This window comes from Flavobacteriales bacterium (genome assembly GCA_025210295.1).
GTDB lineage: Bacteria > Bacteroidota > Bacteroidia > Flavobacteriales_D > Parvicellaceae > S010-51.
Window position 1 is genome coordinate 187,559 of record JAOASC010000048.1, and the last position, 25,917, is coordinate 213,475.

Genomic DNA, 25,917 nt, shown 5'->3' on the forward strand with positions numbered 1-25,917 from the left:
ATTAGTATAAATAAAACACTATGAGTATAGGTAGAACAATAAAACAACTAAGGGAACTAAGAGATTACACACAAGCATATATGGCTAAAGAACTAGGGATAAGTGTTAGTGGATACGGTAAAATCGAGAGAGATGAAACTGATATTACCTTATCTCGCTTACAACAAATAGCCAATGTATTAGAAACACAAATAGATTCTATTTTAGATTTTGAATCAAAAAATGTATTTAATCAATATTATAATAAACAAGCTAACGCAATAGTTCAGAACTTACAGATTATAAATGATGAATCCATAAAAGACTACTTTAATGAATTAAAAAAAGAAATTAATGATTTGAAAAAAGGAATTAACAAATTAAATAATGAGTAAAACACTTGTCATATCTTTTGTTTATTATCTCCTTTATATCTCAACTTATAGTCAAACCACTTTTTATAAGGATATATATAAGGGAGGTGTTTCTGGAGGTGGTTTTACGGCTTATGGCACAGGAACTATATTTTATGAAATACCTGATAACTCCTCAATAAAGAAAGCTTTTTTATTATGTGCGAATTGGTTAACCGACACAGTTCAGCATTCCATTTACATAGATGGTTATGAAGTAATTTTAGATAGCAACAGAAGGGTTACGCAAGAATATCTATCAAACACCAATATTGGCAATAATTACTCGTCTGTTTATGTATCAGATATCACAAACATAATAAATATAAACAATGATAGCCTCGTTATAAATTCTCCAGTAAATATAAACAACTCTTTCCAGTACTACCTAGATTTCTATGTGATTATTTTTTATGAAAACATATCATTTCCTCTGATAAGTGCATCTATTGATGTTCTTGACAAGAATGTAGTTGGAATAATGAATAATAGCCATAATATTGAGTCTCCATTTTTAGCTAAACCCCTATCAGTTTCATTATTAACAGGTCATATGACAACATTTGATGACAGCACAGATGTCTATCTAAATGACAGCATATTTATTGGAAGAATAGGAGGACAAGAAGAAGACTGTTTATCAAGCGCTGGTGTATTTGGTAACTTCTATTATCAAAATGATACATTATATGGTTTAAAAGATGACACACCTGATAGTATAATGAATGGTTCAGATGTTTTATTTGATTTAAAATCATATAATATTGAATCAAATTTTTCATTAAAATATATTTATCAAGACTATGTGTCACCCACGCCAGAATCTACAACTAACCCTATATGGGCAACTTTTTTAACTTATTCAACCAAATGTGATACCTTACATAGCTACTCTAACATATCCGACACAACAATTTGCTTTGGAGAACCATTGGAATTAATAGTAGGAGGAGATAGTACTTATTTGTATTCATGGCGTTATAAAGGAAATATTGTTAGTACTGATTCTATACTTAATATTGCTCCTGAACAAAGTAGAATTTATAGTATTTTAGTGTCTGATACATCCGGATGCAGTAAAACAGAAATAATCAATATCAAAGTAAAAGAGAATCCCAACCACTATAATAGTACGCAAGATGCAGTATGCCCTAATAATAATGGTGTCATTGTTATAGATAGTGTTCAAGGCATTGCACCTCCCTATCGCTATAATATAGACAATGGAACTTGGCAAACAGCACCAGTATTTGCAAACCTTTCTTCAGGAAGTTATGATGTAGGTGTAATAGATACTAATGGTTGTATTTCAACTAATGTTATTAATATACAAGATAGTATTGATACTCAAGCAGACTTCGTTTTTCCAATCTATTCTACCAATTCACCTACAACAATAAATTTTGAAAACCAAAGCGAAAATGCGACTAATTATCAGTGGTATATAAATGGCCTGTTAGTTACTACAGAAACAAACTTGTCTTACCTATTTGAAGAAGAAGGTGAATATGAAATATTTTTGATAGCCAGTAAAACAAATGGACTTTGTTCTGACACATTAGTAAAGAATTTTTCATTAGAAAACGATAATACTTTGATACTATCAAATATCTGGAAAGTTGACAATAAGTTACTTTTGATAAGTAACGGATATGATAAATTAAGATTCCGTTTATTAAATACTTTAGGGCAAGTAGTCCTGTATAAAGAAAAATCATTAATCAACGGACAAAACACAATTATACAAGAAAGAAACTTAGCACGTGGAATTTATATTTATCAGATGGAAGTTGTAGACAAAAACGGAAAAACCGAAAGTTTTGAGGGAAAATTATTAAGGTTTTAAACTTGTTAAGGTAACTATTCTACAGAATTAATACATTTTTCATCATGTAAGGAGGGCCTTACTTTGTTATAAATTTCAGGCAACTTGAAGCTTTATGTAGTTCTTCATAAGCATTTGAAAGTTCCTTTCCTTGTGCTTCTATACCAAGTCCAATTAAAATATGGTAACAACAACTTAAAGTATTGTAAGATTCGTATGAGGGTTTTTCCTGATTAAGTTTAGCTATATGATTCACAGTTCTAATAATTTGTTTTCTTGTTTCAATAATATTTGATGTTTCAATATCAATTATTAAAGATTTTTGTTTGGAAGATTTTTTGAAAAACATAGTGGAATAGTTAAATGTTTCTAGTCCCTATGAAACAGTTATTATTTTTAAAAAAAATATTGCGTGGGACTGATAGCTTACCTGAAGTCGAGGTACTACCAATACCTTGTCACAAATAAGCATGCCCACGCAAATCGCGAGCATTAGACTTATTATTCTTATGACATTGAATTTGGTAGTTTTCGACTTTAAGAATAATAGCTAACGCAATACGTTAGTATTATATATTATATTTTAATAGTACTTTTTCTTATATCATTTTTTCTTTCGAGGTTTCAACAAATATAACACTAAAATATTATAGTTAAGTATCATTATAGGATCTTGTTTTCTATCAAACACACTAAATTCTTTAATACACCCTTCATTTATTAACCTATCAATCACCTGACATAGACCTGAGCACGACCTGACAACTACCTGTGTCTACCTGTGGAAAAATAAGGGGAGTTCTATTTTTAAACGTATACTTTTTTCCATTCTAATACACTATTTGAATATTCAATTAATTTGATAAAGCTAGATTCAGCAATAATAGAAGACCTTCCAGAGCCTTTATAAACTCCCAGTAATAATTTACAATTCAAGTACATTCCAATACTAGCAGCAGTCCATGAGTTAAGTTGCACTCTTGGGTATGCTTCATATAACTCCATTGGAGTCATCAAGTTAATTGTTTCTCGACTCTTGGGGTCAAGTAAGACATTATTAATATCACTCAAATTACGAGAATAATTTAACAACCTAACAAAGCTCTTTTCTCTAATCATGCAAGGACGATTTCGAGATTTAACCACGCCAACCAATAGTTGAGCTTGTAAAAACATAGCAATTTTAGCAGGAGTCCATCCCAGTAATAAGACTTGTGAATATTTCTCACACAAGAATTTAGGACACATTAAGTCAGTATATATCATTTTTGTTCGTTAAAAAGTTAAAAAAAGAATGGTGTAAGGAGGAAGTGACTACTCCACTAAATTATTAGTACTCAAATCACTTCTAAAAAGATACACAAACAACCTGAAAACACTGACAAACTTGCAACCTTTCTTAATTAACGATTCATTTTTAATCATGAGCGGAAATTAACTTTCCCCTTAAATTCTCATCCTTCGCAAAATTTATGCACCCTTCGCAAAAAGATGTAGGTGTTCGCAAAAGTGGCACACCCCTCGTTTTATAGTATGAATCAATATCAGAACTTGAATGAAAAAGTAAGGAAAGACCTCTCTTTTAAAACATTTAAAAATTAAACCGATATGTATATCAAAAAACAAAATTTCAATGAACTCATTGCAAGATGGATGAAAAGTGACCCCGATTTATGGTCAACACTAACTAAAGTAGAAATCAAAATTATACATCAGCGCATTACCAAAGAATATTCATTTGAGCAAATAGCTCAGGAAGTAAACTCAACAACAGAACTTGTCGAATCACTCTTTCCTATAATAATAGGGAAAATAGCTGAACATATTAACCACGAGATAGCTGTGGAGCTCTACTTAGTTCACAAACAATTAGAAAATCGACATGTAGAGATAGGATTTGGACATACCTATATCCATAACATCTACCTCAATTAATCTCCACTAATTATTAATCATTAAAAATAGATCATCATGGAAAAGCTAAAAGGAAGCATATACATAACAGCAAAAGAAATTCAAATACTAAATGATTGTAGTCTAAGAACAGCTAAGACTGAACATAGACGAATAAGAGATAGCCTTGGAATTAAGCATGGTAAACTCACTATAAAACAATACATCAACTATTGGGGGATAGACTATGATTTAGTCATTTTCAAACTAAATGATTACAGATAGCACTCAATGATCTAATCAAAACAGGTGTAAAAAAGTGCAAAATGGTGCAAATGAGTGCAAGACGGGGAAAAGTAGACAAAAAGTTTGTTTTTTATCCCTCAACTTTACATCAAGCAAGCGGAAAGACCGCAAGATCACTAAACAATTCAAATCATGGAAGCATTACTAATTATCAATAGTTTTTTAGTCGCTATTTGTTTGTACTTCATCAAAGACTTTCACACCGAGTTTAAAGGAGTCGCAAAAAAAGTACAGGGGCTAAAAGAAAATATGGAAAGGTTGAGTGGCAAAGTTAACGTTATTGCCGAGCGCCTAAAAAACCATATTAAATCAGTTCGAAAAACAAAAAAGTAAAATGAGTGTGTTTAAATACATATTAATCGGTACAGGAGCATTCTTGGGGCTAAGATACCTAAAAGGGATGAACCGTATAAGCAAGAAAGCAGTAATCGACATTACAGGCAAAGTGGATAAAGTGACCATAGAAGGAGTCGTGGTTATACTGAAGTATAACATCAAGAACCCCGCTCGAACCAGTATCAACCTAACACCACCATTGATTAAAATTATACATCAAGGTCAAGGCAAAGAAAATATATTGGCGAGTTCATCTATGGCGCTTGTGGACATACCCGAAGAGACAAAAGATCGCAAAGGAAGAATCAGAATTCCTCCGTTCAACGAAACAGGAGCAATCACCACTCGAATCTTAATTCCACACTTGAAAATGATAGGACTAGGTTCAGGATTAATTGCTCGCTTAAAAGATCCAACTCAGAAAGTAAACTTTATGATTGAAACGAATGCTACCTTGTTTACAGCAATTGGGAGCTTTCCATACGATCATCAAACAACAATAGCCCTATGATAGCTACAGGTAAAAGAAAGATAAAAAGTGGAGCTGAGTATGACCGTTTTTTCCCGCGAGCCAAAGGAGAATATAAAACAGTCAAGCAATCCGCATCGCTAGATGACACCATTGAGTTAATGCAAAAGGTAGTGCGAGAGACTTTAGCAGATACTCGAAAAATTGCGCATCATTTGCAAGCGGATACAGCTCTAAAAACCTGTCAGCAGATTTGGGCTTTTTGTTACCATCACATTCAATACGAAAAGTGAGCAATTAAAGCATAAATACTACAAAAACCAATCTATTCTAGGGATTACTATTCGGTCACTTTATGAGATTGCAATGAGTGAAGTATTTAATAATGATGTTAACCATTTCCTGCAATTAAACGATGTTGTAAAACAGGCGAATAGTTGGGGAGGGGGTAATACCCTAAGAACTGAATCAAATAAAATAATTAAGGCGTTTGATGCTACTGTTATTCAACCGAGTCTAAATATGGATTTGGGGAACTCTCTTGTTGCAAATAAAAAGTTGATTGAAGTGAGCATGAAGTATGGGCAACAGATGGCTGAAAGTGTGTTTAACCTGAAAAAAATATAATGATGAAAAAGCCCAACAAAGATAGCATTCGAAAAGCAACAGAGCGTGTAATGAAGAGATTACCAATTGATAAATTACGTAAAATCAAAAAGTTTAAAAACATATCTGAACAAGATTATCTAAAGTTGATAAAAAATGCAGAAAAGTTTGCTTTATTAGTTTTAGCTCTGTATTCCGAAAGACAAAACGCAAGGTATTGATTACCAACTAATTATAGCTATATTTGGTATGAATTTTGATTTTAGACAAAATAAAAAAAGATACATCAGAGGATAATTATTGAATATTTCTCTTGATGGTTTAAAGATAGAGAGATATGAAAGATTTAAAGATATTCCAACAATTTGCACCCCAATTAGAAGAAAAATTTCAACAAGGAAACAATGCTGTGATTTACACACGTGTTTCGTCAGCAGACCAAGAAGATAATACCAGTTTAGCTTCACAAAAAAAGTATTGCGATAATTTTGCCGAAAAGAAAGGGCTTAATGTTGTAGGCTACTTTGGTGGAACATACGAATCAGCCAAGACTGATGATAGAAAAGAGTTTGGTAAACTACTAAACTTTGTTAAGCGTTCTAAGAACATCAACTATATTATAGTTTATTCTTATGAGCGCTTTTCTCGTTCTGGAATGAATGGTGCTCAAATAGCAGATGATTTATTAAAGAAATACGGCGTGATTACTTTAGCCGTTACCCAAGAGTTAGACCCTACTACTCCTGCTGGATCATTCCAACAAAAAATACTTTTTCTGTTTGGGCAAATGGATAACGAGTTGAGACGAGATAAAGTTGTTACGGGTATGAAAGAGTTACTTTTAAACGGTTTTTGGGTATGGGGTGCTCCTAAGGGGTATAAAGTCCTTAATAAAGGACTAAAGGCTTCAGAGCGACAAATTGTTATCACTGAAGAAGGAAAGAAATTAAGAAAAGCATTTGAATGGAAAGCAAACCTTAACCTCTCTAATGTTGAAATTTCAAGGAGGCTAAAGAAAATGGGAGTGCATATCCCTGATAAAAGATTAAACGAACTATTTAAAAATCCTTTCTATTGCGGACTGATTACCAGTAAAATGATTCCTGGGCAAGTAGTCGAAGGCAAGCATGAAGCTTTAGTTTCTAAAAAGCTATTTCTAGCTGTACATGATATTAGACAAGAAAAAAGAATACATGGTTTTGTACATAATCAAGATTTTGAAAATCTTCCACTTAAAGTATTTACTAAGTGTGCTAAATGTGAACGTTCTCTTTCTGGTTATTTAGTGAAGAAAAAGGGATTGTATTACTATAAATGTAGTACAAAAGGGTGTAAGGTAAATAGAAGTGCTAAAGCAATGCACAAGCTCTTTAAAGAAGTTCTTAGCGTGCTTCATATAGAAAAGGAAGAGTTAGAGGTTGTTAAAATACAATTAGAAGAACAATTCCATAATTTTTTTGAATCACATATTAGTGAGCAAAAAGCATTAAAAGTAAATCTAACTAATATTAAAAAGAAAATTGATAAGATTGAAGAACGATTTGTTTTAGAGGAAATTGATAGGGATATGTACACTAAATTTAAAACAAAGTTTAGTAAGGAATATGTTGAAATTGAAAAGGAATTAGGTAAGACTTCTATAAATTCCTCGAACCTTAAAAAAGCGATAGATTTTGCTGTAGAATTATGCTCAAACCCATTGAAAATGTGGGAGAAAGCAAATTACCACACTAAACAAGCTTTTCAAAACCTAATCTTCCCTGATGGAATTAGCTATAATCGAGAATTAGACCAATATCGAACCACTAGAATAAATTCTTTTTTTGCTTTAATCCCTGAATTAACAAGGGGTTTGAGAGGAAATAAAAAAGGGGAAATGACTAATGTTAATCAATTCCCCTGTTTGGTGGGCCCTGAAGGGCTCGAACCTTCGACCCCCTGATTATGAGTCAGGTGCTCTAACCAGCTGAGCTAAGGGCCCCGAAAACAAAGAAATTTTGTTTTGCGAGTGCAATTTTACATATTTGTATCCATATAAGCAACTGTTTTGTTATGAATATTCAAAAAAACATCAAAAACATTATCTTCGATTTGGGAGGCGTAATCCTTAACATCGACTATCACCTTACCGCCCAAGCTTTTAAAAACCTAGGAATCAAAGATTTTGATCGCATCTACTCTCAAGCGCAACAAAACAACCTGTTCAATGACCTCGAAACTGGTCAAATATCTCCACAAGATTTTAGAACTGCTCTTAAAGAATATATCCCCCAAGCAACCGACCAAGAAATAGATCACGCTTGGAATGCGATGTTACTTGACCTGCCTCAGGAAAGAATTGAGCTACTTAAAGACATCAAGGAGAACTATCGTATCTTTTTACTAAGTAATACCAATGCAATCCATATAAAGGCCTTTACAACGTATGTTAATCAACAATTTGGAACTGGCTTATTCGAAAAGCTTTTTGAAAACCACTATTACTCCAATGAAATAGGTTTTCGAAAACCTAATGCTGATGCTTTTCAATATGTGCTAGATCAAAACAATCTAAAAGTTGAAGAAACCTTGTTTATCGACGATTCCGTTCAACATATTGAAGGAGCTAAGAAGCTTGGACTATCTACTATCTGGTTAAACAACCAACAAGATGTTACTTCGCTTTTTCTTGGCAAATCTCTATCAACACACCATTAGTAGATTTGGGATGTAAAAAAGCAATTCGCTTATTATCAGCTCCATCTTTTGGTGTGGTATTAATTAATTTAAACCCTTCTTTTTCGAGGCGTTCAATTTCAGCATCTATGTCTGCCACTTCGAATGCGATATGATGAATTCCTTCACCTTTTTTCTCAATAAATTTAGCTATTGGACTATCTTCTCTAGTTGCGGCCAATAATTCCACCTTAGTCTCTCCTGTTTGAAAAAACACAGTTTCAACTCCCTCAGATTCCACTTTCTCTGTCTTGTAGGAATTGACATTCAATAGCTTTGAAAACAGCTCTTCTGAAACGTTCATATCCTTTACTGCAATTCCAATATGCTCTATATTCTTCATAATTTTTTGCAAAAAAAATCCTCCAATACCAAGATATTGAAGGATGTATTATTCTGTTTTTAATAACTTACTTCTTATTCCAAACTTCTCCAGTTTTACTATCGTAGTTGACGTAGTATAAACCTTTTTGTAAGTTTTCTACATTAGGATTTTTTCCAAATCCTTTCTTTACTAAGTTTCCATAAGTATCATATACTTCAAACAATGTTTCTCCAGTAAAGTCTAACGTCTTGCTCTTAGCACTAATTAACTTAATAACCTCTGTAGAACTTTGATAAGCAGCTTTTGGAGACATTCTTTTCTTTCCTGTATAGTCAATTTGAACAACTCTAAATTTGTTTTCTCCTGATGTTGGAGTAATTTTAAACTCGTAAGCATTTTCTGAAGCAGTTCCTTTACCTTCTACCTCTCCTATCTTAATATATCTGTTCCATCTGTATTGCTCAACTTGGAAAGTTAATTTTCCTTGCTCTCCAGTCGTCACCCATTTCAACACTTGATCATTTCCTACTTTAATGCTTTTAGTCTCAAATGTACTTTTTGGTCTAAGTACTTCTGGATTTAGCACCTTAGGTTGACAATCATTTTTGTGAAAAATCTTTACTGTAACAGGATCTCCAACTTTTAAACCTTGTGTCGTAAAATCGATGATAAATGCACTAGACTCTACTTGATCTGTTGTAACATTATCATTAATGGTCACCTTATAGGCACAAAAACCAACTCCCGAACTTCCATATGGGTTTTGAACATAAAGATCAACCCCTTGGTAATGCCCTTCCAATATGATAACACCCTTATCTTGTCCAAAAGATAGTAGAGCGATAAACATTAATCCTATAAATAATAATTTACTCATCTGTATAAATTGGTTTTTAATAAATCAAAAACATCCTATTTTGGATTGACAATAATAGGACGATTTTTAGTAAAATCAAAATTAAATTGCCTTTTTTTAACAATTTTATCAAACTATAAACAACTGCACGATTACACTAAGTTCTTCGCTATCAAATACTCAGCTATTTGAACAGCATTTGTTGCTGCTCCTTTTCTTAAGTTATCTGCTACAATCCAAAGGTCCAAAGCGTTTTCTTGAGAGTTATCTTTTCGAATTCTTCCGACAAAAACACTGTCTTTATTTTGTGCATATAAGGGCATTGGATAAAGGTTCACATCTGGATTATCTTGAAGGACAACTCCAGGTGTTCCTGCAATCTTTTTTCGTACTTCTTGAATTTCAAATGGCGCTTTCAAGGTAACATTTACCGCTTCCGAATGCCCTCCTAAAACCGGTACCCTAACCACAGTTGCGGAAATACGAATCGAATCGTCCCCGTAGATCTTTCTTGTTTCATCGACTAATTTCTGCTCTTCTGTAGTATAACCTGTTTCCAAAAAATCTCCCCCATGTGGGATACAATTCTTGTCTATTGGATAGGGATAAACCATTTTCCCTTTTACTTCATTACGCTCATTTTGTAATTGTTCTACGGCTTGCACTCCAGTTCCAGAAACCGACTGATAAGTAGCTATCACTAACCGATCTATTCCATAATTTTCTTGTAGTGCCTTAAGTGCCAAAACCATTTGTATGGTCGAACAATTAGGGTTAGCAATAATTTTATCGTCTTCTCCTAACTCTTTTGCATTAATTTCTGGTACAACTAACTTTTTAGAAGCGTCCATTCTCCAAGCCGAAGAATTATCGATAACAGTCGTTCCTACCGATGCAAACTTGGGTGCCCATTCTTTAGAAACAGATCCACCTGCCGAAAAAATTGCAATATTAGGCTTTGATTCCAATGCTGTTTGTAAGCCAACTACCTCTAGTTCTTGTCCGTCCCAATCAATTTTCTTCCCAACATTTCTTTCAGAAGCTACAGGTATTAACGTTTCTATTTTGATGTTACGTTCTTTTAAAACCTCCAACATAACACCTCCAACCATTCCAGTTGCTCCTACAACAGCTATTTTCATCACTTATATTATTAATTATAGTACACAAAGATAGCGGATTCAATAGAAATAGTTCATTTTATTTTACTTAAAAATAACTAGCTTTGCGTTCTCTTATTTTTTGAATGCCATTAATTAAAACCATAGCCAATTCCATTTTTTGTTGGAAAAATGAAGAATCACCTACTGAGTTACTAAAACAACTCAACAATCAGGCCATACATCAAAATAAAATTCAAACATTTAAGTCTGAAGAGCGCATCAAACAGTATTTAACCAACCGAATATTAGTCCAAAATATTATAGGGGACTACGAGATAAAAAAAGGAAAGAACAACAAACCCTACCTCGATTTGGAAAACACCGAAATCTCTTTTTCTCACAATAAAGCTTATACCATATTAATGGTCAGCAACACTGCTTGTGGTGTCGATGTTCAAGCTCCTACTGAAAAGGTACTAAGAGTAAAAAGTAAGTTTATTAATGCTAATGATTTTTGCTACAAAAGTGAAGACATTCAACTGTTATCAAAAGTATGGTCATGCAAAGAAGCTGCTTTTAAACAATTTGGGACTCATGAAATTTACTTAAAATCTCATATTAATGTTATCCAACAAACTAAAGATGATATTTTTGAAGCCCTTGTCACTATCGACAACATTCCTTACCAAACCTTCTTAAAGCAGGTTGAAATCGAAAATAATTACTTACTTTATACCATTAATTGAAAAGTAAAATGTCAATTTTAGCAGAAATAAAGGACAAAATCGTTGAACAAAAAAAATTATTGGGTATTTTAATCGATCCTGACAAATACACCCATGTTCAAGAAATAGAAACGACAGCTTTGGCATTAAAAAAAATAAATCCTGATTATATTTTTGTCGGAGGGAGCCTTATCAACAATGGTTTATTTGAGCAAACAGTAAGTACTTTAAAAAAGCAATTGGATATTCCCATTATTCTTTTCCCTGGGAACAACCAACAAATTAGTACAGATGCTGATGGAATCTTATTACTGTCGTTAATATCTGGTCGAAATGCTGATCTTCTAATTGGACAACATGTTAATACTGCTTTTCAACTCCAGCAAAGTCAATTAGAAATCATGCCAACAGGATACTTATTGATCAATTGTGGTGCTCCTACAGCTGCACAATACATGAGTAATACATCTCCTATACCATACAATAAGCATAGCATAGCTGCTGCCACTGCTTTAGCAGGAGAACAACTAGGTTTATCGCTTTTTTATTTAGATGGAGGATCTGGAGCAGAGCAACCTGTATCGAGCAAAATGATTCAAACGGTTAAAGCAACTTTATCTTCGCCATTAATTGTTGGAGGCGGCATCAAAACAAAAGCACAACTAACAACCGCATGGGAAGCAGGAGCTGATTTGGTAATTATTGGAACAGCCTTTGAAAACAATCCTGATTTATTTGATTAATTCCTTAAAATAACTGACAAGAATGACACCCCTTATCTTGATTAGCTGACAGAATGACCTCATACAAGCTATGGCAAAAAAATTGATTAAACGAAATTTAGAAAAATTCTTATCGAAAATGAGTACAAAAGAGACGAAACAAGAGATAGAGGAGCAAGAGGTAAAAAACGAAGCTCAAACAGAAGAAAATATTGAAAACACTGAAGATTCATCTACTAATGAAACTTCAGCAATAGAAAAATTAGAAGCCGAGAAGAAAGAACTGAATGATAAATTCTTACGCTTATTCTCTGACTTTGACAACTTTAGAAAACGAAGCGCTAAAGAAAAGCTAGAAATCACGAAAACTGCTAGTGCAGGAGTGATTAAAGATTTATTGTCTGTTGTTGATGATTTTGATAGAGCGATTGAAAATAATGAAAAATCTGAGGATATAGACGCTATCAAAGAAGGTTTTTCATTGATTCACAATAAATTTTATAACATCTTAAAGAATAAAGGACTTGCGGAAGTAGAAGCTAAAGGAGAAACTTTTGATGTTGATAAACATGAGGCTATTACTCAGATTCCTGCTCCAACAGAAGATCAGAAAGGGAAAGTAGTAGATGTGATTGAAAAAGGATATGCATTAAACGAAACGATTATTCGTTTTCCAAAGGTGATTGTAGGACAATAAACCTACTTAACCTTCCAATTAAGTTATGAGTAAAAGAGATTATTACGAAGTATTAGGTGTTAGCAAAGGTGCTAGCGAGTCGGAGATAAAAAAAGCTTATCGTAAGATGGCTATTCAATACCACCCTGACAAAAACCCTGATAATAAAGAAGCCGAAGAAAAATTTAAAGAAGCTGCTGAAGCATATGAAGTGCTAAGCGACAACCAAAAACGTCAACAATACGATCAATTTGGACACGCTGGTATGGGAGGCGGATTCGGCGGAGGTGGATTCGGCGGAGGCGGAATGAACATGGAGGACATCTTCTCGCAATTTGGAGACATCTTTGGTGGTGGATTCGGAGGAGGAAGACAACGCCGTGGACCTCGAAGAAGAAAAGGATCTAATTTAAGAGTCAAAATCAAATTAACACTAGAAGATATTGTTAATGGTGTTGAAAAGAAAATTAAAGTCAATAAATTAGTTGCTGCTGAAGGGGTAGAATTTACAACTTGTACAGCCTGTGGAGGAACTGGACAAATCACTAGAGTTACTAACACTATCTTGGGAGCAATGCAAACAGCTTCTACTTGTCCTACTTGTCAAGGTACTGGACAGATTGTAAGTAAACGTCCTGAAGGAGTTGATGCCAATGGTTTAGAACGTAAAGAGGTCGTGATTCCTATCGAAATTCCAGCAGGAGTTGAAGAAGGAATGCAACTAAACGTTCAAGGAAAAGGAAACGATGCTCCTGGTGGTGGAATCCCTGGTGACTTAATCGTTGTAATTGAAGAAATTGAACACGAAAAATTAAGAAGAAACGGTAACGATATCCATTACGACCTGCACTTAAATTTTGTAGATGCTGCTTTAGGTACAGAACTAGAAGTTCCGCTTGTCCAAGGTAAGGCAAAAATTAAAATTACACCAGGTACTCAAAGTGGAAAAATCCTACGATTAAGAGGCAAAGGTATTCCTGAATTAAACGGATATGGGAAAGGTGACCAATTGATCAATATTCAAATTTGGACTCCTCAGAACTTAACAAAAGACGAGAAAAAAGCCTTAGAAAAGCTAAGAGACAGTGATAATTTTAAACCTAACCTCAACAAGGCAAAAAGCTTCTTTGACCGCGTAAAAGAACACTTTAGTTAATGCGATTACTTTTCATCTTTTCATTGGGTGGTTTACTACTAACTGCTAGTTCATGTAGAAGAAATGGAGGAGATGAACGTGCTTTGAGGATTTGTAACTGTTATGATCAAATACACAATGAGAGCGTACTGAACAATGATGAGATCGAGCTACAAAAGAAAGTGGAAGCCTGTAACAAACTTTTTTCGAAGACCTTGTCTTCTTTAAACGCTAAAGAAAAAGAAGCTTTTATGGAAGCCTATAGAGCATGTCAAGAAAATTAAACAGAAAAAAATAAGTACTATGAAAATTGCTATTGGAAGTGACCATGCAGGCTTTGAACTAAAAGCCATCATCACCCAACACTTAATCGAAAACAGAGGCTATGAAGTAGAAGATTTTGGTTGTCACTCTGAGGAGAGTATGGATTACCCAGATTCGGCGCACCCTGTTTGTGAAAGTATCGAAAAGAAAGAAAGTCAACTAGGGATCTTGATTTGTGGAAGTGGAAATGGTATTGCTATGACTGCTAATAAACATCAAAACATTAGAGCAGGATTAAGCTGGACCCCAGAAATTGCTGAGCTAGCTCGTCAACACAACGATGCGAACATTCTAGTTTTACCAGCACGCTTTATTAGTCAAGAATTAGCACTAGAAATCGTAGAACGTTTTTTTAATGCTGAATTCGAGGGAGGAAGACACCAAAGAAGAGTCGACAAAATAGCTTGTTGCTAGACAAATAAAACGGATAATAAAAAAAGCCCAATGTGATTAACATTGGGCTTTTATGCATTCTGGTTAATGCTCTTATTTATTCTTTAATAAATCTCTAATCTCACCTAACAACACTTCTTCTTTTGATGGTGCTGGTGGAGCTGCTGGCTTTTCTTCTTCTTTTTTCTTTGTTTTATTGTAAGCTTTAACAATCATAAACAATACAAAACCTACAATGATTAAACTAATAATCGAATCGATCCAGTGACCATACGTAATTGCATTTTCTGGTTTAGCTGCTGTCACGATTACATCGCCATCTTTTACTTCAGCTACAGCCTCACTTAAAACATACTTCATATCGGAGAAGCTCACTCCTCCTGTAAAGACTCCGATAATAGGCATCATAATATTACTTACAAATCCTGTAACTACAGCTTTAACGGCTCCAGCTAAAATAACCGCTACTGCTAGATCAATGACATTTCCTGTCATTATAAAATTCTTAAACTCTTTTAACATGGTTTTTTAATTTTTAGTGTTTATTGCATTAATTTCTGGATGCGAATATATTTTTATTTTAATAAAATCACAATTTGTAGAATATTTTTAGTTCTTTACTGCAACCTTTTAACAAAAAACTAACGTATATACCAACTAACTCTTCTAAAATACAGCCCATGAAATTGTTTGTCCTAATCATATCTTTTGTTGTAAGCGTTTTATACTTCAACGCTCAGCAAGATTTAGGGCTTTACTTTTTAGACAATGTTCAGCAAGTACAACAAACCAACCCCGCAATTCGCCCCAAGTTTGATTTAAACATTGGTGTTCCAGCATTATCGGGAATCTACTTGAATCATTTTAACACGATTTTCACTCCAAAAGCTTTATTTAAAAATGCAGACCCAACCATTGTAATTCCCACCAACGGAACTCTTCCAGAATTAAGAACACAACACCTTAAACGTATGTGGACAAATCGAAACTATGTCGGTTTACATACTAAATTAGACCTGATTCATTTTGGGTTTAAACTTCGAGAAAACTACGTCAATTTTAGCATTACAGAAAATGCCTCTGCCCGTATTACTTTACCAGGGGATTTATTAGAATTTCCTATAAGAATCACAGAAGACTACACCCAATTTGATGGAAACACTCAAAGTTTTAAAGGGTTTAATCTCCATCTTAACCACTATAGGGAATATGGAGTTGGAATTACTCATCCCATCAATGATTATATGAATGTTGGTGTAAAACTGAAGTATTTATATGGTATGGAAAACATCGACACCAGAAAAAACACCATAACAGCAACCTACACTTCAGAAAATCAAACCATTACTACTGATGGCGAGATTAAAATAAATTCATCCGGAATTGCTAATGCCGAGAATCAATCCGTAATGGGATACCTTTTTGGTAAAAAGAATAGAGGCTTAGGACTGGATTTGGGAATAGAAACCGAATTTGATGAGAAGACTAAATTTTCATTAAGCATTACCGATGTTGGTTTTATTCGCTGGAAATCTGACAACAGAAATCTTATCGCGTCAAATGGGGAAATCGGTGATCAAGTACTGGACTTATCGGAACAAATCTTTTCGAGTCCAACTTATAGTCAAGACTCAATTGATGCAATACTAAATGATATTTCTAACGATATTAACGGTGATGGAATCTATAGTTTTAACGATAAAAAATACACGACGTTGTTAATTAGCCAGATTTATTTTGGTGGAATAAGAGAACTATACAGCACCCCTAAACTAAGTGGTAAAGCGAGTGCTTTATTACATGCTGAAGTTTATAATTGGCGAATTCGTCCGTCCTTAACTTTGGCTTATTATCAAACTGTGGGAAGGTGGTTACAACTTACTGCTTCTTATTCATATATCAATCGAGATTTTAAAAATCTAGGTGCAGGGTTTACGGCCAAACTTGGTCCTTTCCAATATTATTTATTAGTTGACAACTTACTCCCTTTAAGACGTACGAAAATTCAAGTTGGTGATGATAGCGATGCTATTCCTTATCCAAAATTTAGTAAAACACTTCACCTAAAAACAGGAATTAATTTAGTGTTTTCTAAACGTAAAAGCAACAATAAATACTTTAGAGATTCAAAAGGAAATCCTACTAAATTTAGAAAAGATCCTTACAGTTGCCCTCAGATGTAAAGTTGGACTTTTTACACTATTGAAGTGACTATAATTGGATTAGTCTGTTCTCGATACATTTTGTTCTCACAAAACACTCGAACTGACTAAAAGGAAGCCACACCTATCTCTTTGGTGGGATTCTGTTAATAATAGGATAACTTCGATATTTCATATCATTTCAGTTTTATCATTTTTCCCTATATTCGTCGACTTAATTTAGACTTTAAACCATGCGTTATATATTGCTATTATTCCCAATTCTTTTACTCTCATGTAGGCCTAATAAAAATGTGGCCAAAACCAAAAAGGTGAAGATTGTTGACCGCTACAACTACATTCAAAAGCCAACAGATAAAAGTGTAACCATTGCTTGGGTTACTAAAGAAGCTTCTTACGGTCAAATAAGATGGGGAACACAAGCCAACCAATTACTCAACAGCATTAAAGATTCTGTGTTGTTACAAAAACACGCTTTTGAATTAACAGGACTAAAACCTAATACTAAATACTACTACCAAACCAACGCTAAAAACAGTAAAATTGATTATTTCTACACTGCAAAACGAAAGACCGAGAAAGACTTCTCTTTTCTACATTACGGCGATTGTGGAACCGCTAAACCAGTACAAGATTCCATTGCTAAACTAATGGAACAACAAACCGTTGATTTTGGTTTAGTAGCTGGAGATGTTGACCAAGATAAAGGAAATAATTACGATGAAGTATTTTTCCAAAAGTATAAAAACATGTTGAGCCACAACTGTCATTATACAGCTCTTGGAAACCACGACGGTTATTACAATAAAGCATTTACTTATTTAGACGCTTTTCACCTCCCCGTCAACAATGGAAGAAAACCTTCAGAACGTTACTACTCTTTTACATGGGGAGACGCTAAATTTATTTGTTTAGACTCTAACTATGGAAGAGGCGTTCCCAAAGGAGAAGGCGTACAAAGTGAAGCTCAAAAAGAATGGTTAGAGCGCGAATTAAAGTGTAATGATAAAAAATGGGTTTTTATTTATTTCCATCATCCAGCATATACTGTTGCCTGGACGGGGGACTATTACCTCCCAATAGGTTATTTAGGCTATAAAGGATCGTATAAAATGCAACAAGATTGGATGCAATTGTTCGACAAATACGATGTAGATTTTGTACTAACAGGTCATTCTCATTGTTATCAGCGTGGAGAATATAAAGGCACTCAATACGTATTATCTGGAGGTGCTGGTACAAGTGACAATGTCAAACATCCCTACTGGAAAGGCATTGACCAAATACATTTAAAGAAAGACAGCACAGGAAAACGCATTAAAAGAAAAGTAAGAAGAACGCCGCTAGACAGCATATATATTGACGGCCAAAAAGTAGAAGAATTTTACAACGTCCCTTCCATTTTTCCAACAGTAGATATTTTAATTAGACAAAGTAATTTTGTGCGTTTTGATGTGCAAAAAGACACCGTTACCTTTATCGCTTTCAACGATAAAGGGCAAATTATAGACAGACAAAGTATAACCAAATCTAATCATCAACTTTCCGACATTTCTATTGAGGGAAATACATTAAAATGTAATAGAGGTGCTAATCCAAGTTGGTTTTTAGATGGTATTCAGGTAAACGAACAAACTACCACACTTCCTATTCAACAACCAGGAATTTATGAAGTAGAGTTTACTGATGATCGTGGATGTAGAATTTTATCAGAGGGGATAGAGGTAAAGAATTAACTCCCCTCTATTTCTTTATAAAACAAGTCTCTTATTTCATTTAAAACCACATTCACCTTGTATAAATCAGGTGACAATGGTAAACTTGAGTTTTCATAAATTTTTGGAAGTTCATTCTTTAATTTATCAGCTTTTTCGACTAACTCTTCATAAGTAAAACCACCTCGTTTTATTTTTAACAAATATGCTCTATCTTTTCTTAAAACATTTACCTCACTAGTTCTACCTATCTCCCTCGCCATATTGAGCAATCGAAAAGTATGCATCATGTTTTTAGCATCGTAGTTTTTACCATGTTCTATTGTTGCTTGATAACGAACATCATTTCGCTTTTCAATCCAATCCCAATACTCTTTATAACGTTTACAATAAGCAGAATATCCATCTTTATTATAATAAAGCAACCCTAATGGAACGCTTCCTTTCTCAACCTCACTCATCAATAACTGATTAGAATTCTCGCCAATTATCCCCTTATACTTTTCACCAGTATCATAATGTAAGTTATAAGCTTCTTTTAAATTAGGAATTGCTGTCAAGCCACATTTATGTTGAGACAAGTTATTTTGTTTCAAAAATTGTTTTAGAGCCATAGATTTTCCACCAACATATACATAACAAAAATCCAATACTTCTTTTCTTTCTTTAGCCATCGGATTCATTATTTTTTTATTTAACCCTCTAGCTTTTTTTATTTGAGCATAAGCATAATTTCCGAAAGATTGTTCGCATTTACGAGATAAAAATAGACCTAAACTCAACTTATCGAACAAAGGGTGTTTATACAAAATATGTTGCTCGTCTACTGCCAAAAGTTCTAAAATATTAGGGTTATTCTTAGCACACAAACCAACAAACTTATTTAACTCATAGTAAACCACATCGTTTGACTCATCGTTGATTTGATCTACATACTCTAAACTATAATAATGCTCTTTAGGCAAAACAAACACACCTCTAATATCAGTATCAGATTGAGCAGTAGCTAAACCATAAGATTTGCTACCACTCACACACTCAAATATTATTGAACCTGATTTTTTTAATTCCTCTATCGTTTTCATACGCACCTTAAGAATAAGTCATTAAACTTTTGATAATCTGGTCGTTTAGTCTCCAAGCCTTTTCTTAACTGCTCATTTTCTTCTATGGTTTCTTGTACAAACGAAACGAGGTCTTTATTTATTTTCTGTGTAAAACCCTCGCTTTCAGATTTCTTTACCTCAATTAAAGTTTCTATTTTTTTGGTTATACCATCATCCAATAACTCTAATAAGTCGTAAAAACAAACTGGCGAGACAGTTTCTTTATCCAAGATCCATTTTGCAGACAATGAAGTTCTTAATGCATAAAAGAAACGCTTTAAGTTAACCTCTTTTTTTCTAAGATCTTCTTGGTAATTTTTACTCATACTATGATAATGGTGAAAACCTGCAACTGGATTAAACTCTTCATAAGCAAGAGATTTAAATCGCGCTAATACATTATAATTATCCAAGTAAATAACAGGAGAAAAAATCCACCCTAAGAGTGAGGCATTAGACTTAGCCAATAGCTTTAATGCTTTACTAACATCCCAACCTGAGCCATCCAAATCTTCTGGAGTCATAAACTCTATAGTATCTTTTTGTTCCCAAAGGTTTAAGTACCAATCTTTTTTATGTTTATACACAAAACGAATATCATAGTCTGAATCTGGAGAAGCAAAGCCCCAAGCTCTACTCCCCGATTCAACAGCAAATAATATTTCTATATTATTTTCCTCCTCTATTTTTCTTAACTTATTTATTATCTGTGTTTTCATACTTCAAATATCTAAACCATCTACGCAGTCTTTTTGCGTAAATGAAAACATATTATTTAAACAGGAACTTAACAGGCTTTTCAACCTGTTAAGTTTAAAGGTTAATCTAACATCAACTGCGTCACTTGAGCAGTATTGCTCGCCCATTGTATATCATACACTTCATCTGCCGTCTCTTTATCCTCGATAATAACCAAGTTTTGAGCTTCTGCTTTTAATGCTAGTAATCTACCAATTGTAAACTTAGAGTCTAATTTTTTCAATAAGGCTTCCACACCTTTTAAATCTAAGTTCTGAACAACTTGTCCATCAAATGGTAATTCTAACCAAATCAGTTTTCTATTTTGAACATCTAATACACCAAACACTAATCCTTTAGCATTTCCCTGTGTAACACGTACTTGATGTTGCACACATGAAGGGTCGTAAGCAACTCCTGTAGTATCAGATATTCTCATCGGATATTTACTGTTCATCCAACCAACCACCAAGTTTGGTGAAATACTACCATTAGAATAAGCATTACAGGTAAAGCTTACATAGCTCGCTCCTTTTTTAGCCAGTTCATCTACATTGATATCGATATACTCAGCCGTTCCTACTAGATGAGGAATTTGTTGAATATCCCCACTATGCTTACAACCTGTTATTCTTAAGCTAGAATATGAGCAAAAATCAGTCTTATTTTTATACGCTACTCTACAACTTAAATCCATATCTAAATGTTGCGCTTTTAACCCTTTACCCCATTGCATAAATAATCGAACGGTGTCACCTTCTAATTCGAACTTTGTTCCCATCAATGCAGATGGCAAATCCTGAATGGTTTCACTTCTATCTCCTATTGCCAATGGAATATTATACAAACCAGCGTCAATATAGATCGTTTTGTTTTTATGCTCTACACTTGCAAAACGCTTTTTTAAGGTTTCTAAACATAATTCTTCAACCTTTACTTGCATCTTTTTTAACGCTTCATCTCTATACAAAGACAAGTATTTATTAGGCAAAATTCTTTTACTTACTCCACCTAAAGTCTTCACCATTCGATGTTGAGTTTTATTAAAATACAAAGGCGCATACATGGTTAATGTATATAACAAACGTGCTGGTATTTTATCACTAACCTCAGAAAAATGCTTCAAAGTAACCGCATCGCCAAACCATAACATATTGGAGAATAAAGAACGTGCAAACAAACCTGGTCTTTCCTTTAACAATTCGAATGTACTTTCTTCATCATACTTTAATTTGTAATAGCTCACGTGCCCTGCCCAAACATCATATTTTTGGTTATAAAAAACATCTAGCAATTGGGCTAACTTTTCAAACCCTTTACGTTTGCTGTATTCAGCTAAACGCAACGCTCGAATCATTCTTACCCACATTCCTCGTTTAGGGTGCATTTGCTCACAACTTTGTGCTACAGACAATGGTAAATTATTTAACCATTCGGCAACCATTTTACACTCTTTTCGGGTGTACTTCAACTTTAAATCTTCAAGCGATTTAATTTTTGCTGCTTCACTATTATCCAAAACTGGATGCAAATGCTGGTTGTTTTTAGCAATACGTTTAACAATAACCTTTGGCTCTACCAATTGTAAAAAACCTGTATGCTCGTACCATAAATATCTTAACACATCAGTTGGTGTTTTAAATAATCCTTGCACCTCTGAAGCTCTTCCTAATTGCACTAAGTATTGAATGATGATCATTTGTGTTTCTTTTATTGTAACCTCAACATCTTTAGGTAATTCTAAATACCCTACCAATACTTTTAAGCTATCTATTTGAGTAGCATCTAACGCTGTTTTCGATTGTAATAAATCCTTGAAAAAAGCTTTTAAATCATCCTCTGTCCACAACTCAAGAACTTTCATTTTGCTCCCTTGCTCCTCTAATGCTAGTTCACCAAACTCGAATGGTGTACCACAAAACGGACAACCATTATAACGTTCTAATGGAAATGTATTTTCAGGAATTACGTGTCCACAAGCTAATGCTGTTCCTTTATTTGATTTAACCAAATTAGTAAACCATGTTACAATATGATCTAAACGAGTCTCTCCTGTAGGCTTCCCCCATCCTTTGACTAAAGGCGTCCAATTCTTTTCAACACCTGTCACCTCTTTCAAGTATTCTAAGATCACCAACTTGTCTTTGGGGGTTAAAGCATTAACAGCATGTAATAACTCCTCTGAAAAAACAAATCCCATTTTGCTTGCCTGAGCAACTAATGCTGATGTTGTCTCATTTATTTTTGTGAATGTATTATTAGTAGGCACAACTATTGCTCCTTGTCTTAAACTAACTTTTACAATTTCATTTTTCATATTCTTATTTTTTTATTTATTAAATCAGGTAATTCTGTTTCTGTGTTCTATTTGTCCTAAAGATTGAAGTAAGAAACAATTGACCTTAATTCTATGTGATAATTAACAAACTGCCCTCAAAGGGTAGGATTCGAACCTACATTTTCCAATATGAAGTAAGTTTGTTTTGACCACAAAATGTTATGCTGTCGGACAGGTGGGATTCGAACCCACGACCCGGGCGAAAAAAGCGCGAAGTAAGTTTACCTTGGCCATTGATTGGCAATTAAAAAACTGACCTGCTCTACCAACTGAGCTACTGTCCGAAATAGTGCAGGTAATTGTTTAAGTATGATCATTGGTAGTGAGTTGAAGTAACTTAAACTTGACCTTTTCTATTGTTGGAAGAACGTTTTCTTCCTTTTGACAGTTCAAAGGTTAAAACACACTACGCAACCTTTTTGCGCAATAAAAAACTTTCTATTTTTTTATTTCATTTTTTGCTTTATTATCGTCTTTCTTTACTTTTTTCTTTTTGGGCATTTTACTTTTTATCCTTGCTTTAATACTTTGGATATCATCCATCAAATACTCACTATAGGCATTCTTTTTGGCTTCTTTTAAAGTTTTTAATGCTTGATTATAAGCCTTTCTATATTCCTGCAAAATTGCCCTTTTCAAATGCAATCGTCCTTTTTCTATTCCTTTAAGCGTTAATGCAAAATCAATTAAACGCTTGGCTTCATCAAAATCTTCATTGATCATTAAAACATCTGCGTAATAGAAATAAACGTCAAAAGCATAAACATCTATACTGATCGCTTCACTATAATATGTTTTGGCCAATTCATAATTCTTAAACACATCGGCTTGGACTCTTCCCATTAAGCATAGTGTCATTGGAGATTTATCGTCCATGGAATAAGCATACTGTAATGCTTCCACAGTTCCTTCCAAATCATAAGGATAGCTGTCTATTGCTTTGATTAAATAGGTATTTATTTGTTCCATATTTCTTTTCTTAATTCATTTTTCAGATGATTCCGCTCTTTTTTATAGCGGTTTTTCTGAGTTTTATTCTTTTTAAAATCAGTTCCGTTTATTTTCCGAACAGGATTTCCCCTTTGTAGATTAAGGTGGTTTTCCCATGTTGCTTGAACCTTTTGTTTGAGTTCTTCTAACTGCTGTTCATAAAACTTTTCGGTCAGGCGAGCTATAGCTATTTTCTTATTCTGATGCTGAGAGCGGGTATCCATAACGGTTACTGAAACTCCACTTTCTTTATGTATTGCTCGAACAGCAGAACTTACTTTATTGACATGTTGCCCTCCAGCACCTTGACTTCTCATCGTCTGAAATTGAACATTGCGTAAATCCAATTCTGTAATCATTTTCTCTTCTAATAGAAAAACACCTATAAACCAATTTTTTCGTTTATGCATTTTTCGATATTGGCTCTTCCCTACCCATTGGATAGTCCCTACCCAAGTTTCGATAAACTTGGATAAGTCCTTTCCTTCTATAGCAACAGTTGCAGATTGAAGGGTTCCGTTTTCTAGGCCTTCTGTTCGATGTAGAACAGTATGCTTAAAGTTTTCTTGTTTACATTCTTCCAATATTAACTTCAAGACCTGAGCGACAACAAAACTGCACTCTACCGGACCTCTTCCTGCTGTTATTTGTATCAATTGCTTCATCATTTTTTTCCTTTATCCATTCTTACAATTCTCGGAATAAACTTCCCTACAACCTCTACTAACTCTAACTGATTCCCCATCACTTTATCAATATCTTTATAAGCCATAGGAGCTTCGTCTAATCCACCACTAATTAAGGTCACCTTATTCTCTTTAAGCACTTTCTTCATTTCACTTTTTGTAAAATTCTCCATACACTTTCTTCTAGAAAACACTCTACCTGCTCCATGAGATGCGCTTTCTAAACTGTTCTTGTTACCACGTCCTCTAACAATGTAACCTGGTGCTGTCATAGATCCTGGAATAATTCCCAACTCTCCTTTTCTTGCTGGTGTTGCTCCTTTTCTATGCACAATTGTTTCTGTTCCATTTACCATTTGTTTCCAAGCAAAATTGTGTAGGTTTTGCACTTTCCCAACTGCTCTCACCCCAAGTAACTTTGCTATTCTAGCATGAATATCATCGTGACAAGCTTTTGCATAATCTCCTGCCAAACTCATCGCTGCCCAATATTCCCTCCCATCATGAGAGTTCATGTCTAACCAAGCCAAATGCTGAACTTGCTTAGGCAGAGGACATTGCTTTTCGGCTAAACGTGTATAATGCATTGCTATATTTGCTCCCAAGCCTCTAGATCCACTGTGTGACAACAATCCAATATATCGTCCTAAAGGCAAATTCCATTCATTATTTTCATCAGTGATATCAACCTCTCCAAACTCTACAAAGTGATTTCCACTCCCTGAGGAGCCGAGTTGTTTATAGGCTTTTTCTTTTAAACGCTTTACCACATCAATGCTTTGAAATTCATCTCTATAGAAGATATCGTGATCATGCAGTTTTTTATGGATTTCTTTTGGACCAAACTTCGTGTGCTCTTTTAAAATATTTTCCAAAAACTGTCTTTTCCCATCAATATAGGTTGCGTTAATTGGAAAAATACTTAAACACATACTACACCCAATATCTACCCCTACACCATAAGGAATAATGGCGTTTTTAGTTGCTAAAACTCCTCCTATTGGTAAACCATAACCACTATGCGCATCTGGCATTAACGCCCCTGCTACAGCTACTGGCAACTTTAACGACTCAAACAATTGGTGTTTAGCCCCATCAGAAATTTCATTTTCTCCAAAGATCACATAAGGTGCTCTTTGAGGATTTAGCTGATGACGTACTGTTTTTTCTTTTTGTAATAATGCTTCTATAATCTTCCCCCAGAATGGATCTAATCGATACGCTTCCGGAGTTTTCATTACTTCTTTTAATTCATTGATTACTTTTTCTTTCTTTTCTTTTTTCTTGTATCGATTCAAATGCCCTAGAGCAATATTTATCGAGTTGTTTTTAGGAAATCCCAGTTTAATGAGGTCTTTCCCAGATATTTTATTTTTCATTT

General features: G+C 34.1%; 31 protein-coding genes and 2 tRNA genes. 19 read left to right on the forward strand and 14 right to left on the reverse strand.

All coding sequences use genetic code 11. The annotated features are described in order from the left end of the window. Positions 1 to 20 precede the first annotated feature (20 nt). Positions 21 to 374, forward strand: coding sequence for a helix-turn-helix domain-containing protein (locus tag N4A35_17055; protein ID MCT4583123.1), 354 nt, complete (start codon positions 21 to 23; stop codon positions 372 to 374). Further along, entirely contained in the window at positions 367 to 2,238 is a 1,872-nt protein-coding gene (locus tag N4A35_17060; GenBank protein ID MCT4583124.1) for a hypothetical protein, read from the forward strand. Before N4A35_17055 ends, N4A35_17060 begins: the two co-directional genes overlap by 8 nt. 58 nt (positions 2,239 to 2,296) lie before the next feature. On the opposite strand, the gene N4A35_17065 is transcribed toward N4A35_17060, so the two are convergent. Next, positions 2,297 to 2,566 (reverse strand): hypothetical protein, encoded by a 270-nt coding sequence (locus N4A35_17065; GenBank protein ID MCT4583125.1) that lies wholly within the window; start codon positions 2,564 to 2,566, stop codon positions 2,297 to 2,299. A 458-nt stretch (positions 2,567 to 3,024) separates the two neighbouring features. Beyond that, on the reverse strand, positions 3,025 to 3,483 hold the full coding sequence (locus N4A35_17070) for a hypothetical protein (protein MCT4583126.1): 459 nt from the start codon (positions 3,481 to 3,483) through the stop codon (positions 3,025 to 3,027). 342 nt (positions 3,484 to 3,825) lie between these two features. On the opposite strand from N4A35_17070, the gene N4A35_17075 reads away from it, so the two are divergent. The 8 genes from N4A35_17075 to N4A35_17110 all read left to right on the forward strand — a co-directional run bounded on the left by N4A35_17075 (position 3,826) and on the right by N4A35_17110 (position 7,769). Then, positions 3,826 to 4,152, forward strand: coding sequence for a hypothetical protein (locus N4A35_17075; protein MCT4583127.1), 327 nt, complete (start codon positions 3,826 to 3,828; stop codon positions 4,150 to 4,152). A gap of 36 nt (positions 4,153 to 4,188) precedes the next feature. Beyond that, positions 4,189 to 4,395, forward strand: a complete 207-nt coding sequence (locus tag N4A35_17080; protein ID MCT4583128.1) for a hypothetical protein — start codon at positions 4,189 to 4,191, stop codon at positions 4,393 to 4,395. A 153-nt stretch (positions 4,396 to 4,548) separates the two neighbouring features. Next, positions 4,549 to 4,749 carry a hypothetical protein gene (locus N4A35_17085; GenBank protein ID MCT4583129.1) on the forward strand — a complete coding sequence of 67 codons (201 nt, stop codon included), beginning with the start codon at positions 4,549 to 4,551 and terminating at the stop codon, positions 4,747 to 4,749. A 1-nt stretch (position 4,750) separates the two neighbouring features. Further along, a complete protein-coding gene (locus N4A35_17090) occupies positions 4,751 to 5,263 on the forward strand; it encodes a hypothetical protein (protein ID MCT4583130.1) in 513 nt (170 codons plus the stop codon). Beyond that, a complete protein-coding gene (locus tag N4A35_17095; protein MCT4583131.1) occupies positions 5,260 to 5,514 on the forward strand; it encodes a hypothetical protein in 255 nt (84 codons plus the stop codon). Before N4A35_17090 ends, N4A35_17095 begins: the two co-directional genes overlap by 4 nt. A gap of 73 nt (positions 5,515 to 5,587) precedes the next feature. After that, positions 5,588 to 5,848: a hypothetical protein gene (locus tag N4A35_17100; protein MCT4583132.1), complete on the forward strand. Its 261-nt coding sequence runs from the start codon at positions 5,588 to 5,590 to the stop codon at positions 5,846 to 5,848. Between the two features lie 2 nt (positions 5,849 to 5,850). Next, positions 5,851 to 6,048, forward strand: a complete 198-nt coding sequence (locus N4A35_17105; GenBank protein ID MCT4583133.1) for a hypothetical protein — start codon at positions 5,851 to 5,853, stop codon at positions 6,046 to 6,048. Positions 6,049 to 6,164: 116 nt separating this feature from the next. Then, positions 6,165 to 7,769 carry a recombinase family protein gene (locus tag N4A35_17110; GenBank protein MCT4583134.1) on the forward strand — a complete coding sequence of 535 codons (1,605 nt, stop codon included), beginning with the start codon at positions 6,165 to 6,167 and terminating at the stop codon, positions 7,767 to 7,769. Here the strand turns inward: N4A35_17110 and N4A35_17115 are convergent. After that, positions 7,732 to 7,808, reverse strand: a tRNA-Ile gene (locus tag N4A35_17115). The genes N4A35_17110 and N4A35_17115 overlap by 38 nt on opposite strands. A gap of 71 nt (positions 7,809 to 7,879) precedes the next feature. Here N4A35_17115 and N4A35_17120 point away from each other — a divergent pair. Then, positions 7,880 to 8,524, forward strand: coding sequence for an HAD family phosphatase (locus tag N4A35_17120; GenBank protein ID MCT4583135.1), 645 nt, complete (start codon positions 7,880 to 7,882; stop codon positions 8,522 to 8,524). Here the strand turns inward: N4A35_17120 and mce are convergent. The 3 genes from mce to N4A35_17135 form a co-directional block, all read right to left on the reverse strand. Further along, positions 8,481 to 8,885, reverse strand: coding sequence for a methylmalonyl-CoA epimerase (gene mce, locus N4A35_17125; GenBank protein ID MCT4583136.1), 405 nt, complete (start codon positions 8,883 to 8,885; stop codon positions 8,481 to 8,483). The two genes, N4A35_17120 and mce, sit on opposite strands and share 44 nt — an antisense overlap. Before the next feature lie 67 nt (positions 8,886 to 8,952). Beyond that, positions 8,953 to 9,744, reverse strand: coding sequence for a hypothetical protein (locus N4A35_17130; GenBank protein ID MCT4583137.1), 792 nt, complete (start codon positions 9,742 to 9,744; stop codon positions 8,953 to 8,955). 131 nt (positions 9,745 to 9,875) lie between these two features. After that, complete coding sequence (locus N4A35_17135) at positions 9,876 to 10,865, reverse strand: aspartate-semialdehyde dehydrogenase (GenBank protein MCT4583138.1); 990 nt, start codon at positions 10,863 to 10,865, stop codon at positions 9,876 to 9,878. A 104-nt stretch (positions 10,866 to 10,969) separates the two neighbouring features. Here N4A35_17135 and N4A35_17140 point away from each other — a divergent pair, with 104 nt between their 5' ends. From N4A35_17140 to rpiB, 6 genes are all read left to right on the forward strand, one after another. Next, positions 10,970 to 11,572: a hypothetical protein gene (locus N4A35_17140; protein MCT4583139.1), complete on the forward strand. Its 603-nt coding sequence runs from the start codon at positions 10,970 to 10,972 to the stop codon at positions 11,570 to 11,572. Positions 11,573 to 11,580: 8 nt separating this feature from the next. Next, the gene (locus N4A35_17145; protein ID MCT4583140.1) at positions 11,581 to 12,294 is read left to right on the forward strand and encodes a geranylgeranylglyceryl/heptaprenylglyceryl phosphate synthase; all 714 of its coding nucleotides are present in this window, start codon (positions 11,581 to 11,583) and stop codon (positions 12,292 to 12,294) included. Positions 12,295 to 12,364: 70 nt separating this feature from the next. Continuing rightward, entirely contained in the window at positions 12,365 to 12,970 is a 606-nt protein-coding gene (locus tag N4A35_17150) for a nucleotide exchange factor GrpE (protein ID MCT4583141.1), read from the forward strand. Between the two features lie 25 nt (positions 12,971 to 12,995). Continuing rightward, positions 12,996 to 14,105, forward strand: a complete 1,110-nt coding sequence (dnaJ, locus tag N4A35_17155; protein ID MCT4583142.1) for a molecular chaperone DnaJ — start codon at positions 12,996 to 12,998, stop codon at positions 14,103 to 14,105. Next, entirely contained in the window at positions 14,105 to 14,368 is a 264-nt protein-coding gene (locus N4A35_17160; GenBank protein ID MCT4583143.1) for a hypothetical protein, read from the forward strand. The genes dnaJ and N4A35_17160 overlap by 1 nt, the downstream gene beginning before the upstream one ends. Positions 14,369 to 14,387: 19 nt before the next feature. After that, positions 14,388 to 14,822 carry a ribose 5-phosphate isomerase B gene (rpiB, locus tag N4A35_17165; protein MCT4583144.1) on the forward strand — a complete coding sequence of 145 codons (435 nt, stop codon included), beginning with the start codon at positions 14,388 to 14,390 and terminating at the stop codon, positions 14,820 to 14,822. A gap of 72 nt (positions 14,823 to 14,894) precedes the next feature. Here rpiB and mscL read toward each other — a convergent pair whose 3' ends face one another. After that, entirely contained in the window at positions 14,895 to 15,323 is a 429-nt protein-coding gene (mscL, locus tag N4A35_17170) for a large-conductance mechanosensitive channel protein MscL (GenBank protein ID MCT4583145.1), read from the reverse strand. Positions 15,324 to 15,481: 158 nt separating this feature from the next. On the opposite strand from mscL, the gene N4A35_17175 reads away from it, so the two are divergent. Then, positions 15,482 to 16,984, forward strand: a complete 1,503-nt coding sequence (locus tag N4A35_17175; GenBank protein MCT4583146.1) for a DUF5723 family protein — start codon at positions 15,482 to 15,484, stop codon at positions 16,982 to 16,984. Positions 16,985 to 17,196: 212 nt separating this feature from the next. After that, a complete protein-coding gene (locus N4A35_17180) occupies positions 17,197 to 18,699 on the forward strand; it encodes a metallophosphoesterase family protein (protein MCT4583147.1) in 1,503 nt (500 codons plus the stop codon). Here N4A35_17180 and N4A35_17185 read toward each other — a convergent pair. The 7 genes from N4A35_17185 to N4A35_17215 all read right to left on the reverse strand — a co-directional run bounded on the left by N4A35_17185 (position 18,696) and on the right by N4A35_17215 (position 25,915). Further along, on the reverse strand, positions 18,696 to 19,763 hold the full coding sequence (locus N4A35_17185) for a nucleotidyltransferase domain-containing protein (protein MCT4583148.1): 1,068 nt from the start codon (positions 19,761 to 19,763) through the stop codon (positions 18,696 to 18,698). The two genes, N4A35_17180 and N4A35_17185, sit on opposite strands and share 4 nt — an antisense overlap. Next, positions 19,760 to 20,503, reverse strand: coding sequence for a nucleotidyltransferase domain-containing protein (locus N4A35_17190; protein ID MCT4583149.1), 744 nt, complete (start codon positions 20,501 to 20,503; stop codon positions 19,760 to 19,762). Before N4A35_17190 ends, N4A35_17185 begins: the two co-directional genes overlap by 4 nt. 101 nt (positions 20,504 to 20,604) lie before the next feature. Then, positions 20,605 to 22,839: a hypothetical protein gene (locus tag N4A35_17195; GenBank protein MCT4583150.1), complete on the reverse strand. Its 2,235-nt coding sequence runs from the start codon at positions 22,837 to 22,839 to the stop codon at positions 20,605 to 20,607. 188 nt (positions 22,840 to 23,027) lie between these two features. Continuing rightward, positions 23,028 to 23,144 (reverse strand) — tRNA-OTHER (locus N4A35_17200). 154 nt (positions 23,145 to 23,298) lie between these two features. Then, a complete protein-coding gene (locus N4A35_17205; GenBank protein ID MCT4583151.1) occupies positions 23,299 to 23,829 on the reverse strand; it encodes a hypothetical protein in 531 nt (176 codons plus the stop codon). After that, positions 23,817 to 24,515 (reverse strand): peptide chain release factor H, encoded by a 699-nt coding sequence (gene prfH / locus N4A35_17210; GenBank protein ID MCT4583152.1) that lies wholly within the window; start codon positions 24,513 to 24,515, stop codon positions 23,817 to 23,819. Before prfH ends, N4A35_17205 begins: the two co-directional genes overlap by 13 nt. Continuing rightward, on the reverse strand, positions 24,515 to 25,915 hold the full coding sequence (locus N4A35_17215; protein ID MCT4583153.1) for an RtcB family protein: 1,401 nt from the start codon (positions 25,913 to 25,915) through the stop codon (positions 24,515 to 24,517). The genes prfH and N4A35_17215 overlap by 1 nt, the downstream gene beginning before the upstream one ends. Positions 25,916 to 25,917 lie beyond the last annotated feature (2 nt).

Bases quoted from the DNA above. Each gene is read 5' to 3' on its own strand.
- N4A35_17055 (MCT4583123.1), top strand. From the start codon at position 21: ATGAGTATAGGTAGAACAATAAAACAACTAAGGGAACTAAGAGATTAC.
- N4A35_17060 (MCT4583124.1), top strand. From the start codon at position 367: ATGAGTAAAACACTTGTCATATCTTTTGTTTATTATCTCCTTTATATC.
- N4A35_17065 (MCT4583125.1), bottom strand. From the start codon at position 2,566: ATGTTTTTCAAAAAATCTTCCAAACAAAAATCTTTAATAATTGATATT.
- N4A35_17070 (MCT4583126.1), bottom strand. From the start codon at position 3,483: ATGATATATACTGACTTAATGTGTCCTAAATTCTTGTGTGAGAAATAT.
- N4A35_17075 (MCT4583127.1), top strand. From the start codon at position 3,826: ATGTATATCAAAAAACAAAATTTCAATGAACTCATTGCAAGATGGATG.
- N4A35_17080 (MCT4583128.1), top strand. From the start codon at position 4,189: ATGGAAAAGCTAAAAGGAAGCATATACATAACAGCAAAAGAAATTCAA.
- N4A35_17085 (MCT4583129.1), top strand. From the start codon at position 4,549: ATGGAAGCATTACTAATTATCAATAGTTTTTTAGTCGCTATTTGTTTG.
- N4A35_17090 (MCT4583130.1), top strand. From the start codon at position 4,751: ATGAGTGTGTTTAAATACATATTAATCGGTACAGGAGCATTCTTGGGG.
- N4A35_17095 (MCT4583131.1), top strand. From the start codon at position 5,260: ATGATAGCTACAGGTAAAAGAAAGATAAAAAGTGGAGCTGAGTATGAC.
- N4A35_17100 (MCT4583132.1), top strand. From the start codon at position 5,588: ATGAGTGAAGTATTTAATAATGATGTTAACCATTTCCTGCAATTAAAC.
- N4A35_17105 (MCT4583133.1), top strand. From the start codon at position 5,851: ATGAAAAAGCCCAACAAAGATAGCATTCGAAAAGCAACAGAGCGTGTA.
- N4A35_17110 (MCT4583134.1), top strand. From the start codon at position 6,165: ATGAAAGATTTAAAGATATTCCAACAATTTGCACCCCAATTAGAAGAA.
- N4A35_17120 (MCT4583135.1), top strand. From the start codon at position 7,880: ATGAATATTCAAAAAAACATCAAAAACATTATCTTCGATTTGGGAGGC.
- mce (MCT4583136.1), bottom strand. From the start codon at position 8,885: ATGAAGAATATAGAGCATATTGGAATTGCAGTAAAGGATATGAACGTT.
- N4A35_17130 (MCT4583137.1), bottom strand. From the start codon at position 9,744: ATGAGTAAATTATTATTTATAGGATTAATGTTTATCGCTCTACTATCT.
- N4A35_17135 (MCT4583138.1), bottom strand. From the start codon at position 10,865: ATGAAAATAGCTGTTGTAGGAGCAACTGGAATGGTTGGAGGTGTTATG.
- N4A35_17140 (MCT4583139.1), top strand. From the start codon at position 10,970: ATGCCATTAATTAAAACCATAGCCAATTCCATTTTTTGTTGGAAAAAT.
- N4A35_17145 (MCT4583140.1), top strand. From the start codon at position 11,581: ATGTCAATTTTAGCAGAAATAAAGGACAAAATCGTTGAACAAAAAAAA.
- N4A35_17150 (MCT4583141.1), top strand. From the start codon at position 12,365: ATGGCAAAAAAATTGATTAAACGAAATTTAGAAAAATTCTTATCGAAA.
- dnaJ (MCT4583142.1), top strand. From the start codon at position 12,996: ATGAGTAAAAGAGATTATTACGAAGTATTAGGTGTTAGCAAAGGTGCT.
- N4A35_17160 (MCT4583143.1), top strand. From the start codon at position 14,105: ATGCGATTACTTTTCATCTTTTCATTGGGTGGTTTACTACTAACTGCT.
- rpiB (MCT4583144.1), top strand. From the start codon at position 14,388: ATGAAAATTGCTATTGGAAGTGACCATGCAGGCTTTGAACTAAAAGCC.
- mscL (MCT4583145.1), bottom strand. From the start codon at position 15,323: ATGTTAAAAGAGTTTAAGAATTTTATAATGACAGGAAATGTCATTGAT.
- N4A35_17175 (MCT4583146.1), top strand. From the start codon at position 15,482: ATGAAATTGTTTGTCCTAATCATATCTTTTGTTGTAAGCGTTTTATAC.
- N4A35_17180 (MCT4583147.1), top strand. From the start codon at position 17,197: ATGCGTTATATATTGCTATTATTCCCAATTCTTTTACTCTCATGTAGG.
- N4A35_17185 (MCT4583148.1), bottom strand. From the start codon at position 19,763: ATGAAAACGATAGAGGAATTAAAAAAATCAGGTTCAATAATATTTGAG.
- N4A35_17190 (MCT4583149.1), bottom strand. From the start codon at position 20,503: ATGAAAACACAGATAATAAATAAGTTAAGAAAAATAGAGGAGGAAAAT.
- N4A35_17195 (MCT4583150.1), bottom strand. From the start codon at position 22,839: ATGAAAAATGAAATTGTAAAAGTTAGTTTAAGACAAGGAGCAATAGTT.
- N4A35_17205 (MCT4583151.1), bottom strand. From the start codon at position 23,829: ATGGAACAAATAAATACCTATTTAATCAAAGCAATAGACAGCTATCCT.
- prfH (MCT4583152.1), bottom strand. From the start codon at position 24,515: ATGAAGCAATTGATACAAATAACAGCAGGAAGAGGTCCGGTAGAGTGC.
- N4A35_17215 (MCT4583153.1), bottom strand. From the start codon at position 25,915: ATGAAAAATAAAATATCTGGGAAAGACCTCATTAAACTGGGATTTCCT.